The organism is Providencia sp. PROV076, assembly GCF_028483405.1.
GTDB lineage: Bacteria > Pseudomonadota > Gammaproteobacteria > Enterobacterales > Enterobacteriaceae > Providencia > Providencia huaxiensis.
In genome coordinates this window covers 164369-177209 of sequence record NZ_JAMPRR010000005.1, presented here as the reverse complement: position 1 = coordinate 177209, position 12841 = coordinate 164369, and the positions used below count along the sequence as shown (strand labels likewise).

General features: G+C 38.1%; 10 protein-coding genes. 7 read left to right on the top strand and 3 right to left on the bottom strand.

Translation table 11 applies throughout. From position 1 onward, the window contains the following. Positions 1-5: 5 nt before the first annotated feature. From PSF67_RS04885 to PSF67_RS04865, 5 genes are read left to right on the top strand one after another with little or no spacing between them, the layout of a single operon-like run. Positions 6-2507 carry an outer membrane usher protein gene (locus PSF67_RS04885; protein ID WP_272676591.1) on the top strand — a complete coding sequence of 834 codons (2502 nt, stop codon included), beginning with the start codon at positions 6-8 and terminating at the stop codon, positions 2505-2507. A 50-nt stretch (positions 2508-2557) separates the two neighbouring features. Continuing rightward, positions 2558-3313, top strand: coding sequence for a fimbria/pilus periplasmic chaperone (locus PSF67_RS04880; RefSeq protein WP_272676590.1), 756 nt, complete (start codon positions 2558-2560; stop codon positions 3311-3313). Between the two features lie 41 nt (positions 3314-3354). Next, positions 3355-3978 carry a fimbrial protein gene (locus PSF67_RS04875; protein ID WP_272676589.1) on the top strand — a complete coding sequence of 208 codons (624 nt, stop codon included), beginning with the start codon at positions 3355-3357 and terminating at the stop codon, positions 3976-3978. A gap of 50 nt (positions 3979-4028) precedes the next feature. Beyond that, complete coding sequence (locus PSF67_RS04870; protein ID WP_272676588.1) at positions 4029-4928, top strand: hypothetical protein; 900 nt, start codon at positions 4029-4031, stop codon at positions 4926-4928. A gap of 49 nt (positions 4929-4977) precedes the next feature. Continuing rightward, positions 4978-5508: a fimbrial protein gene (locus PSF67_RS04865; RefSeq protein ID WP_102139637.1), complete on the top strand. Its 531-nt coding sequence runs from the start codon at positions 4978-4980 to the stop codon at positions 5506-5508. Positions 5509-5761: 253 nt separating this feature from the next. Here PSF67_RS04865 and PSF67_RS04860 read toward each other — a convergent pair whose 3' ends face one another. Further along, positions 5762-7375 (bottom strand): GMC family oxidoreductase, encoded by a 1614-nt coding sequence (locus tag PSF67_RS04860; RefSeq protein ID WP_210848126.1) that lies wholly within the window; start codon positions 7373-7375, stop codon positions 5762-5764. Between the two features lie 359 nt (positions 7376-7734). Between PSF67_RS04860 and PSF67_RS04855 the strand changes: the two genes are divergently transcribed. Beyond that, positions 7735-8913, top strand: a complete 1179-nt coding sequence (locus PSF67_RS04855) for a calcium:proton antiporter (protein WP_166265158.1) — start codon at positions 7735-7737, stop codon at positions 8911-8913. Between the two features lie 68 nt (positions 8914-8981). Here PSF67_RS04855 and PSF67_RS04850 read toward each other — a convergent pair whose 3' ends face one another. After that, positions 8982-9875 carry a LysR family transcriptional regulator gene (locus tag PSF67_RS04850; protein WP_206276836.1) on the bottom strand — a complete coding sequence of 298 codons (894 nt, stop codon included), beginning with the start codon at positions 9873-9875 and terminating at the stop codon, positions 8982-8984. A gap of 124 nt (positions 9876-9999) precedes the next feature. Between PSF67_RS04850 and PSF67_RS04845 the strand changes: the two genes are divergently transcribed. Beyond that, the gene (locus PSF67_RS04845; RefSeq protein WP_231068367.1) at positions 10000-11649 is read left to right on the top strand and encodes an alpha-keto acid decarboxylase family protein; all 1650 of its coding nucleotides are present in this window, start codon (positions 10000-10002) and stop codon (positions 11647-11649) included. A gap of 38 nt (positions 11650-11687) precedes the next feature. On the opposite strand, the gene PSF67_RS04840 is transcribed toward PSF67_RS04845, so the two are convergent. Next, a complete protein-coding gene (locus PSF67_RS04840; protein ID WP_272676587.1) occupies positions 11688-12668 on the bottom strand; it encodes a Gfo/Idh/MocA family protein in 981 nt (326 codons plus the stop codon). Positions 12669-12841: the final 173 nt, after the last annotated feature.

The window sequence follows — 12841 nt, the reverse complement described above, 5'->3', positions numbered from 1 at the left end:
TTTTTATGTCTTCGTTACCTATTTACACACCAAAATTAAAATTGTTAAGTATTCTTATTGGGTTAACAGTCAGTTGTGTGACTTTAACGACCAATGCGAATAATTATATTGAATTCAATACTGATGTTTTAGATTTAGAAGACAAAAATAACATTGATTTAAACCAATTCTCTCGCGCCGGTTATATTATGCCCGGGGTTTATAATTTCACTTTAAAAATTAATAATGAACAAATATCTGATATTAACATCCCCTATTATTCTGGTGAGCATGATCCTGAAGATAGCCAGCCTTGTTTATCTCCTGAAATAGTTAAGCTGCTAGGGCTTACTTCAGAGTCGCAAAAAAAATTAACATGGTGGCATGAAGGGCAATGCCTTAGTGAGGATAGCTTGCCAGGATTACTACTGCGCGGTGATTTAGCTACGTCATCTTTATATGTCAGTATTCCTCAAGCATACCTAGAATACACATCAGAAAACTGGGATCCCCCTTCTCGCTGGGACAATGGAATATCAGCCTTGCTTATTGATTATAATGTAAATGCTAATTCCACCAATTCCTATAACGGAGGAGCGAATTCATCTTCAGTGAATAGTAATGGCGTCGCTGGTATCAATTTAGGTGCTTGGCGGTTTCGAGCGGATTGGCAAAGTCGTTATAACCATACAACAGGAAGCCAAGGACGTGATCAATCTGATTTCACATGGGATCGTTTTTATGCCTACCGAGCTCTATCTGAATTAAAGGCTAAACTCGTACTGGGTGAAGACTATTTGTCCTCAAATATTTTTGATGGTTTTAGATTTATCGGTGCCAGTTTACAATCTGAATTAAGCATGATGCCACCAAACTTACGTGGATACGCCCCTGAAATAACAGGAATAGCACAAAGTAATGCTACAGTGACAGTCATGCAGCAAGGACGGATATTATATGAAACTCAAGTTGCGCCAGGCCCTTTTCGTATCCAAAATTTAAGTGATGCTATAACCGGAACGCTAAATGTTGCCATAAAAGAGCAAGATGGCTCTATTCAAGAATTTCAAGTTGATACTGCAAACTTGCCATATCTAACAAGACCTGGACAAGTTCAATATAAATTTGCACTAGGTCAGCCAACGAATATTGATCGCCAAAGTGAAGGGGAAAATTTCATTACAGGTGAATTTTCTTGGGGTATAAGCAATGGTTGGTCTTTAATTGGCGGTAGTTTAAATAGCCAAAATTATAATGCGTTATCAATGGGATTTGGGCGAGATTTGCTCGCATTCGGTGCTCTTTCATTTGATATTACTCAGTCTATTGCCCGTTTACCCGGTGAAGGAACATTAAGTGGGAGCTCATACCGAATAAACTATTCTAAACGATTTGAAGAATTCGATAGCCAAATACAGTTCGCTGGTTATCGTTTTTCAGAACGAAGTTATATGAGTATGAGTGAATTCTTAAATACCCAAAAAACAGGACTACGTAATTATGGGAGTAAAGAGCTATACACCATATCAGTCAATAAAAACTTCCAGGATATAGGATTATCATTATATTTAAATTATAACCATCAGACGTATTGGGACAAAAAAGATAATGACTATTACAGTCTAATGCTGTCCAAATATATGGATATTGGCCCAATAAAAAACATGAGTATTAGTTTATCTGCAAATCGCAGTTTTTATAACGGTGTGACAGATGATAGCGCTTATGTATCACTATCTTTCCCACTAAGTAACGGGGCGAATGTCGGTTATTCGATGAATACAAGCCGCTATGATACGACCAATCGTGTTTCTTATTATGACAGATTGGATGATAGAACAAATTATCAAGTCAGTGCGGGCGCAAATCGAAAAGGAGGAACTGCAAGTGCTTTTATTTCACATCAAGGAGATAGCGCTCGCTGGTCAGCAAATGCGAATCATGTAAATAACCAATATAGTGCTTTTGGTCTTTCCACTTCTGGTGGTTTGACTTTGACAGGAAAAGGTATTGTTGCCCATAGAATAAATAATCTTGGTGGAGCTCGTATATTAGTTGATACTGATAATGTTTCAAATATTACAATTCGCGGTATTGGCGTTCCTGTTGAATCAAACCGATTTGGGAAAGCAGTTATTTCAGATGTCAGTAGTTACTATCGAAATAAAGCACAGATTGATTTAAATAAACTGCCTGATGACATTGACGCCCAACAATCCGTTATTCAAGCAACATTGACTGAAGGTGCCATTGGATATCGCTCATTTTCAGTTATTTCAGGTCAAAAAGTTATGGCTGTTATCGTACTTACTGATGGTTCTCATCCACCATTAGGGGCCCAAGTAACAAACCATAAAAAACAAAATGTCGGGATTGTAGGCGATTTAGGTAATACTTATATTAGTGGTGTTCATCCTTCAGAAACAATGAATATAACATGGGGTAAAAATATGTCATGTGAAATAACTTTTCCTTCTGAATTAATGAATCGAGAAATTCAAGACAATTTATTACTTCCTTGTAACTAGGTAGTAAAAAAAACAAACAAATAATTATTTAATTTAAATAGATGAAATTAATGTATAAAGGTAATAACCAAGTGAATATCAAAAAAATATTAACAAATGTTTTTTTAGGGTCATTAGCCCTAAGTGGTTTTTCAGAGGCTGCAGTATCATTAGATAGAACAAGAGTTATCTTTGATGGAGAGAACAAGTCAATCTCTTTAAATATTAACAATAATAATAAGCAACTTCCTTATCTTGCTCAAGGTTGGATTGAAAATGAAGAAAGTAAAAAAATAACATCACCATTGATTGTATTACCACCGGTTCAACGATTAGAACCAGGGAAATCTAGCCAAATGAAAATTGAAGCTTTACCTGATATAAAAAATTTACCTCAGGATAGAGAATCATTATTCTATTTTAATATGCGAGAGATCCCACCGAAGAGTGATAAACCAAATACTTTACAGATTGCATTACAAACAAAAATAAAATTATTTTACCGCCCAGAAGCAATTGCACCACAGCAAAACAGTGCACCATGGCAAGAAAAAATGCAGCTTGAGAGAAAAGGAAGTGTTGTTTTTGTTAAAAACCCAACACCTTATTATATCACAATAATTAATGCAGGGGCTCATGAAAATACAGATGCAAAAGAATTTACTCCAATTATGATTGCACCCTTTAGTGAAATCAATATTGGAATGACAAATGAGCAACTAGGTAACACCCCCGTAATTACTTATATTAATGACTATGGTGGTCGTCCAAAATTAGTCTTTGATTGTAAAAATACAATCTGCTCTGTTACTAAAAAAGATCATTAAATAAATAGCAAAGGAATATAAAGCTAAATGAGGACATATTTATGAGCTTAAGAATATACCACTGGCTACGTTCAAAACATGTGGTCATTTCACTTTGCTTAGCCACAGTATTGCCAGCAACTGCTGGCAATAATAATCTGTTTAGGCCTACAGATGGTTGGGAGGTTGATGGACAGCATGGAGTCATTCATGTTTCAGGTTCTTTAACTGAAAATCCATGCGAATTAGCCATGAAATCTACTAACCAATCAATCTCACTAGGAAATATATCATTCAGTGATTTAAATTCTTCTGAGCAAGTGATGCAGCCTATTCCATTCCAAATTGAGTTGTTAAATTGCCTGCAAGTTCAAAGTGAGCTTCAAAATTTCCAAACTGGAAAAACGGTATGGAGTAGCACACAGCCTGCGGTCAAAGTTAAATTTTTAGCAGTAAGTGAACCTGAATATTCGAGTATTATTCGAGTCAATGGAGCATACGGCTTTGGGTTGCAAGTAGCAAATTCAGCAGGGAAAATATTACCAATAGGTAAAGAAAGTAACCCAACGTTAATTGCATCAGGCCAAAATAACTTAACTTATTATGTCTCAGCTATCAGAACGTCCGGCCCACTCATACCAGGTGCTTTTTCTGCATTAATTGCTTTTGAAATGCTATATGATTAACGTCATAGCATCGCAATAATAATTTATAAAAATTGATAGGTAATAGCGTAATGCTAAAAAATAAAAACATTTATCTTATAAAAATATTAATGCTAACTTTACTATTCATAATTAATAGTAAAGCTAATGCAAGCCCATTAAATCCTAACAGTATATATACAACAAGTATAAAGCATCCACTAATTAGTGATGCATACAATGTTATACCAAAAACGTTAGGCCCTTATTTTTTGTATATTCCAGATGAGACCAAAAACAGCACAAATACTGAGTGTAATATCACAGTTATTGCAACTGGTCGCTCATCGACAGGCTCTATACAATCTATGGCAACACCAGATATTACTCTACTATCTGGGTTTAGTAGTATATATAATCTAGGTGTAGTTAAATACTATTCAGTCACACGAAACACACCTAAGCACTGTAGTGAGGTGCTACCTGATTTTGGCGTGAAATTTGGGCAGTTTAATGTTAGATATATCAATTTCTTCGATTATTCAGCATCTGTAACAGGTTATGCAGATACCTGTTTACAAATAATTGTGAATGACAAAACTGTAGGAACAACCTGTTCAGTTAATGTCCCTGAAATCCCTGTATTGCCTTCTTGCAATGTATCTATGCCATTAACTATATCTCATGGTAATGTCAATTCAAATAATATAAATGGAAATATTGCAAAAATTGACGGAAGTATATCATGCACTGGCGATATGAGCGCCACATTCCAATTTTTACCTGAAAATAAAATTGATTTATTACATGGTGTAGAAAGCCAATTAGATGTATGTGTCTCAGGAAAGTGCATGTCAAATAATTTAGTTCAAACCGAGATTAAAAAAAATACTAACTTACCATTCTCCATTAGCTCAACTCTATCTGCATTGGGAAATCCTGAACCAGGTTCGAGGGTTGGAAATGCTATTTTATCTGTTGTAATTAATTAATAAAAATAAATTTAAATTACTTAATTTATTTATTGGAGTATAAATAATTATGATATTCTTAATTCAAATAATAAAAGAAAGATTACTTTTACTATTTGCAATACTCACGAACACACTAATTATTTTTTTTAGTGGATTTTGTATTGCAGAAACCTATACATTAACAATTAAGGTAGATGTTATTGAAAGCACTTGTGATGTATATGGTGAAAATGGCCCTGGGCAACCTATTGAGGTCTCATTTGGTGAAATAAATCTAAATAAGTTTACCAGTGAACGCTATACAAAAAATATTGACTATCATTTGGATTGCGGAAATAAATCATCCAGTAATCCAAATCTTAAATTAAAGCTTGAAAGCTCTAGTGCTGGCTTTAATACTGATTTAGTTGAAACATCCAACCCTAATTTAGGTCTAAAAATTCAAGCAGATAATACACTTTTATTACCTAATGAATACCGTAATTTCACTTATCAAACACAGCCAGTATTAACTGCGACACCCGTATTTCATGAAGGAAAAGAAATTGAACTAGGCTTATTTAAGGCTACTGGAATATTAAAAGTTGAATATCAGTAATAGTTTATTTAATTTTAACAAAAAAATGCTGCTTTATTTGATAGATTTAATTAAATGTACATACCCTTGAATACAAAATAAATCATTAAATATAAAGATATTATAAATCAATAAAATAAAAATAATGGTTTACTGTATAACACATAACCTAACATTAGTTCGCTCTAAGTACCATAAGTGTATTGAAACAGCATAAAGTTCAGGCGGTTGCCTTGGTTTTATGCTGTTTTTCCTATGTTGCCCCATCACAAGGCTAATTTGCGTTCCTATCTTCTATAATCATTGCTGCTGCGCGTTCTGCAATCATGATCGTTGGTGCATTGGTGTTTCCACTTGGAATTTCAGGCATCACAGAACAGTCCACTACACGTAAATTATCAATACCATGCACTCGTAGCCGTAAGTCAGTCACTGACGTTGTGGTATCCGTTCCCATACGGCAAGTTCCCACAGGATGGTAAACCGTTTTACAAAAATTTCGGACAAACTCTTCAAGTTGAGCTTCATCATGACGTACAGAAGCGGGCGGCATTAAAACCTCTTTGCTTACTGCTTGTAATGAAGCGGAATCCAATACTTCCAGACCAAATTTAACTGCACGCTTGCAGCCTTCCATGTCTTCTGGTGATGCAAGGTAATTAGCGTGAATTTTTAGCGGTGCTTGTGGGTCTGTGCTGCGTAATAAAATTTCACCACGAGACTTAGGTTGTAAATACCCGACCTTTAAAGAAAAACCGTGGGTAGCGGGCAGTGGCTCACCAGGAACATCATCCCAACTATCTAAAATAGGTAAAAAGTGAATTTGTACATCAGGACGACCTTGATTGCAGCTATCTTTAAATGCAGCACCTTCTAGAACATTAGATGCGAGTAATCCGCTGCGAAATGCCATCCACTCTACCCCATGTTTAATCGCATTTAAGCCTTGGTCCGCACCGAATAAACTTATTGGCTGCTTAGTCGTGACGTTAATTGACATATGCAGGTGGTCATGAAAATTTTTGCCAACAGGTAGATTCACATGAGTATGGATCCCCAACGAAGACAAGTGCTCTTCAGGTCCGATCCCTGATAGCATCAATAATTTTGCAGAGCCCATCGCACCAGAACAGACCAATACTTCGCAACTGGCGAATGCCTCAACTTCATGGCCATTTTTCCCTTGATAGGCAACACCAATCGCGCGGCCATCACGAATGATTATACGGTTCACTTGAGTGCCAAGCTTTAATGTCAATTTGTCACTCTTTTCCACTGATTTTAAATAGGTTTTCGACGTACTGGCTCTTTCTCCATTATGCGTTGTGGTTTGGTAAAAGCTTGTTCCTTGCTGGCTTTCTCCGTTAAGGTCATTGACATAAGGAAGGCCATGCTCTTGTGCTGCACGAATAAATGCCATTGATAATGGGTGCCGATATCTGTTTTCACTAACCGGAAGTGGGCCTTCTGTCCCATGGTATTCCCCTGTTAAGCTTTCATTATTCTCTGCTTTTTTAAACCATGGCAATACATCCGAGTATCCCCAACCTTCACATCCGTAATTTAGAGCCCAATTATCATAATCTTGTTTTTGGCCTCGAATATAGATCATTCCGTTGACAGAGCTGCTTCCCCCCAGCACTTTGCCTTGAGCAATTTGCATTTTACGGTTATTAGCGTGAGGCTCTGGCTCAGTTTCATAAGGCCAGCTTTTTTGGGCGATAATTTTCGCTACACCTGCTGGCATACGAATAAACAAATGGTTATCGCTACCACCCGCTTCGATAAGTAATACTCTAGATTGCGTCTCTTGGATCAACCGAGCAGCCAGAACACAACCAGCAGAACCTGCACCGACAATAATATAGTCATATTTTACTGCGCTCATTTGTCACCCCGCCAAATAAAACAAACAATTCATTTTCATTTATTTAACAATAGCGCCTTTAATTTATTAATGTATGAATAATATTTTGTATATGTGATTTAAATCAAAAATAATTTCTTATGTAATTATTTTTGAACTTTAATAATCTTTGTTTATTAAAGAAAAGTTTAAATCCAAATCAACACTTAGACCCTACCCGCATTTCATTAATAAATGAATGTTTATCATTGAGCAAGCAAGGGTTGCAAGATAATCGATGAGTGCTATAGTAACCGTTAATTTACATTCTATCGGCTTGAGGACGACCTCAAGTACGTATCAGCAACAGGGACGGCCCTTTCTTCTTAAGGAAAAATATTATGGGGCACTTCCGTTTCAATAGTCCGCTCATCCCATTAACGACTTGGGCTCGGTTAATTGGCTCTTGGTTAGTCGTCATTTTCTTTATCTTAAGTGGCGAAACATTACTTAATGACAGCCTTTCAGCATTTAGTGCAACTTGGGTTTTTCTACTGTTGTTCATTACAATACTAACCGCTTCCTTCGGTGTCGTTAAAGAAGCTGACCATCTTGCTGAACAATTGGGTGAACCATACGGAACACTGATCCTGACTTTATCGATTGTCTTAATTGAAGTAATTCTTATTGCTTCAGTCCTACTAGGACCTGGTGATTTTCCAACCATTGGGCGTGATTCAATATTCGCAGTGATGATGATTATCATGAACCTCGTCGTAGGTATCTGCTTACTCGCAGGTTCAGCTAGAAATGGTGAACAAGAATATAATACGCAAGGTGCGAACAGTTATCTTTCAATGATCGTATTACTGACAGGTTTAGCGTTAATACTACCAAATTACACCTCTAGCCAAGGGGAGTACTCCTATACGCAAGCCATTGGTATTTCGGGTATTACTATACTCATCTATGGGGCTTTTTTGTGGATGCAAATGCGAGGCCATCGCCGGTTTTTTATTCAGCCTCCTAAAGGGCTGATGAATGTCCCAGAACAATTCGTTTCAACTAACCATGTTTTAGCAGACAATAATGTCGAAAATAAAGATAACCACTCTGAGTCAAACAAAAAAGCCATTATCATTCGCTCTTGTGTATTAATTGGGCTGATACTCCCTATAGTGTTACTTGCGCATTACTTAGCTATCGTAACTGATTACGGAATTGAGGCTTTAGGAGCACCAGCAGCAGTCGGTGGTGTCCTGATCGCGATTATCGTATTTACGCCTGAATCGATCACAGCTGTAAAAGCGGCAATGAATAATGAAATGCAACGAGCGATAAACCTTTGCCAAGGTGCATTTGTCTCAACGGTGGGTTTGACTGTGCCAGCAGTATTAATTATCGGCATTATTACTGGTAAACAAGTCATCATGGGGGTTTCTAGCGCAGAAATTGTTTTATTCGCAATCACCATGTTACTGACTATGCTTTCATTTAATGGCCAGAGAACATCCCCCATCCAAGGCTGGATGCACCTTGCCACCTTTGCTGTGTTTGGGCTTATTCTATTTTATCCGTAATGACTGACAAAAAGTGAAGGCTTCATAAGAAAATACCTGATTGGTATCAAATTTTATGCAAGCCTCACTCATACTTCCCTTATTCTTAACATATCCAAAGCCAAATCATGCCATGCTTGTGCACGACGGCTTTGGTGGTGATTTTTTACTGTCGCTAAAGCAATGTCGTAAGCCAGTATTGGCTCAATAACGGGAATAACGGACAACCCCACTGAGCTGGTGTTTTTCCACATACTATCTGGAAGTAGCGTTATCCCTACCCCAGCTCTTACCATAGCGGTCACCAAATCTAAATGGCTACTGCGCCCAGAAATAGTGGGTTTTTTACCATAAATACCACAAGCACTGACAACAAGTTCATTAATTAGAAAATCATCAGAAAAGAAAATAAAAGGCTCATCGACTATTTCACTAAATTTAACAAATTCACGTATTGATAGTGGATGTTGGTTACTAACCAAGAGCATTAATCGGTCCGTTGAAAAAGGGTGTACTTCAAAGCGCTCATCTGCAAAAGGTAACATCACAGCGGCAGTTTCAACGTCGCCATTTAACATTGCCTCACGCATTTTTCGCGTACCCAATTCAAGAATTTTCAGTTCCACCTGTGGATAACGTTGGCTAAAAGCCATAATAATATCAGCAAAATAGGTCGATGCTATCACGGGTGGTAACCCCACGGGTAGCACCCCAGATATAGGACCAGACCTTTCCAGTAACGCTTTTTTCATATTCCCAAATTGAGAAAGGATTTGCTTCGCATGAGCCAATAAAATATCCCCCTCCTCTGTTAACTTAACGCCATCGACTTCCCTAGTCAGTAACGTATAGCCAAGCTCATCTTCTAGTTTTTTAATACTGCGGCTAATCGCTGGTTGCGTAACAAATAAACTTTCTGCCGCACGGCTAAAACCATTGAGCTGCACAACTTCAACAAAATAACGTAATGAACGAATGTCCATTTCGCCCCCTATAATTTTTAGTTATAGATAGAATGAGTTTAAGTGATTTCCTTTAAAGCATAATAAACGATAAAAATAATTCAACTTAGAATTATTGGCTATGCAATTATTGGAGATCAGCATGATAAACAAGACTGTTATCGAATACGTATTAGATAGACTTTACCAAATCGGTATTCACGATATTTTTGGTGTTGCTGGTGACTACGCATTCCCGATTGAAGATGCCGTATGTGAAAGTGAAAATATGCGCTGGATTGGCAACTGCAATGAACTCAATGCCTCATATGCTGCGGATGGCTATGCCCGCGTGAAAGGTGCAGCAGCATTATCAACGACTTTTGGTGTCGGCGAACTCAGTGCTTTAAATGGTATTGCCGGCGCTTATGCCGAGCATCTTCCCCTTTTTCATCTTGTTGGCATGCCAGCAAGTGGAGTTCAAAAAAACCACCGTTTAGTTCACCACACCCTAGGAAATGGTGACTTTGATGTGTTTTATCAAATGAGCCAACATTTAAGCTGTGCTCACGCTATTTTAACGCCTGAAAACTGTATTGCCGAAACAGAACGTTTAATTACGACCGCTTTACAAGGATCTCGACCGGTTTATTTAGGTTTCCCTTCTGACTACGCTATCATGCCAATTAAAACAGACAAAACACCTGAAACTATCACTATAATTAAAAGTCATAGCGAGTCATTATCAGCTGCCGTTACAGCTATTGTCGAAAAGCTCACATCGAGTACAAAAGCCTGTATTATTCCTGGGATTTTAACCGCACGCTTCGGCTTAGCCGCTGATGTTCAAGCGATTATTGAAAAAACGGGCCTACCTTACGCCACTATGTTTATGGATAAAGGGGTAGTAAGCGAATCTAACTCTCAATATATGGGGATTTATAACGGCAAACTGATGAATCCAGAGGTTAGGGAGTACGTCGAAAGCTGTGACTGTGTCATGGGTATTGGCGCGGTATTAACAGACTTCAACTCCGGCAGCTTCACCGCAAATATTAACCCTGAAAGCTGTATTAACATTCTTTCTGACCATGTGAAAGTGGGTTCCGCTATCTACCCGAATGTATTGATGAAAGATGTGTTAGATAAATTAAAAGAATTTGCGCCCTCACTTAACCATGTTGGGCTCAAAGCTCAAGGATTAGGATCCCCTCAGCAAGGTGAAAATGGCCAAATTACCGCCTCATATTTGTACCCTCGCCTAGAAAAAATGTTCCGTCAGGACGATATTATTGTTGCAGAGACTGGGACTGCCTCCATGGGGTTAGGTTTTGCTTTATTACCTGAAAATGCACAATTTCATAACCAAACATTGTGGGGTTCTATCGGCTGGGCCACCCCCGCGGCCTTTGGTGCAGCAATTGCAGAGCCACAGAAGCGAGTTATTTTAGTGACTGGAGAAGGTTCTCACCAACTCACTGCCCAAGAGATTAGCCAGTTTGCCCGCTTTGGCTTAAAACCCATTATTTTTGTCCTGAATAATGATGGCTATTTAATTGAGCGACTTTTGTGTAAAAACCCTGAAGCCTATTATAACGACTTACCCCAATGGAATTATGCCCAACTCCCTGCAGCACTAGGCTGCAAAGATTGGTATTGTCAGCGTGTTACCCATTGCGATGAATTAGACAATGCAATTAAACAGGCCGAACTATCAAAGCATGCGGCCTATATTGAAGTGGTCATGGATAGATATGCGGCATCAGAGCTTGCTGAAAAACTTGGAAAATCAGTCGCATCTTTATATTCATTTTAAATTGACAGATTATGGCAGCCATCGCGCTGCCAATGTCTTTATGATCCAAATACCAGCCCCACATCGTCTCGTGATTGATGCAATATTTTTGAGACAATTAATGCTAATTCAAGTAATTCATTACATTTAGCATAGTTTTTAGTGGCAATTTGCTCACGAAAAAATGCAAACTCATAGACCATATGGTTGATAGCTGCATCCCGAGATACGCTGGATATCTCCCCGCCAATACAAACCTCAACTGACTGACAAAGGCTTGGGGCTCCCTTGATACATATATACCCTTTGGTACCTTGAATAATAAAGTAACCGGGGCTCGCCGAATCTTTCGCCCCCACACACGATGCAACTGAACGCCCAAAATGGGCCGTTAATACCCCTGATGTATCAATTCCATTAAACCCTTTATTACAAATATAGTGGCTATTATCGGGTGCTCCCATCAAGGCAGATAATAAATAAATGTTATAAAGATTAATGTCATAGAGTGCACCGCCGGCTTGCAGTGGGTCAAATGCAGCATGAACTCGGCCTTGCAAGTAATCATTATATCGACTTGAATATTGGGAATAATTACCGTGAATCACTTTGATTTCACCGATTTTACCAATATGTTGTCTGATAAAGTGAAATTCAGGGGTATGAATAGAGGTAATGGCTTCAAACAAAAAAAGCCCTCTAGTCTGTGAAATGGAAATTAACACCTGCAACTGTTGCCAATTTGGTGTAAACGGTTTTTCGCATACCACATGTTTGTCAGCCATTAATGCATCGAAGGTATACTGATAATGCAAATGGTTTGGCAAACCTATGTATATCACCTCAACATCAGGGTCTTGTAACAATTTTTGGTAGTCAGTATACAACTTTGCTATACCAAATTGTTGGCAAATAGCCTGTCCCTTTTCAATACTTTCCGCCCGAACACACAGTGCGACTAGCTCTATCCCCTGCACCTGTATTAAGGCATCGAGAGCCGACATAATTATTTTCCCGGAACCGACCAGCGCTAGTTTCATCTCTGTTATCCGTTAAGAAAAGTGAATTTCATTCTGCCATAAGGCTCATTATTAAAGAAATACCTTCGTTGCTTTTTTGATAACCACTGCCATTTCCGAATTTTGCCCTTAAAAATTTAATAAAAATGACGCATTTTTTCGCTGGAGGTTCTTTTCATTATTGCTGGCGTACT

Excerpts from the sequence above, each read along its gene's own strand:
- PSF67_RS04885 (WP_272676591.1), top strand. The coding sequence starts at position 6 with ATGTCTTCGTTACCTATTTACACACCAAAATTAAAATTGTTAAGTATT.
- PSF67_RS04880 (WP_272676590.1), top strand. The coding sequence starts at position 2,558 with ATGTATAAAGGTAATAACCAAGTGAATATCAAAAAAATATTAACAAAT.
- PSF67_RS04875 (WP_272676589.1), top strand. The coding sequence starts at position 3,355 with ATGAGCTTAAGAATATACCACTGGCTACGTTCAAAACATGTGGTCATT.
- PSF67_RS04870 (WP_272676588.1), top strand. The coding sequence starts at position 4,029 with ATGCTAAAAAATAAAAACATTTATCTTATAAAAATATTAATGCTAACT.
- PSF67_RS04865 (WP_102139637.1), top strand. The coding sequence starts at position 4,978 with ATGATATTCTTAATTCAAATAATAAAAGAAAGATTACTTTTACTATTT.
- PSF67_RS04860 (WP_210848126.1), bottom strand. The coding sequence starts at position 7,375 with ATGAGCGCAGTAAAATATGACTATATTATTGTCGGTGCAGGTTCTGCT.
- PSF67_RS04855 (WP_166265158.1), top strand. The coding sequence starts at position 7,735 with ATGGGGCACTTCCGTTTCAATAGTCCGCTCATCCCATTAACGACTTGG.
- PSF67_RS04850 (WP_206276836.1), bottom strand. The coding sequence starts at position 9,875 with ATGGACATTCGTTCATTACGTTATTTTGTTGAAGTTGTGCAGCTCAAT.
- PSF67_RS04840 (WP_272676587.1), bottom strand. The coding sequence starts at position 12,668 with ATGAAACTAGCGCTGGTCGGTTCCGGGAAAATAATTATGTCGGCTCTC.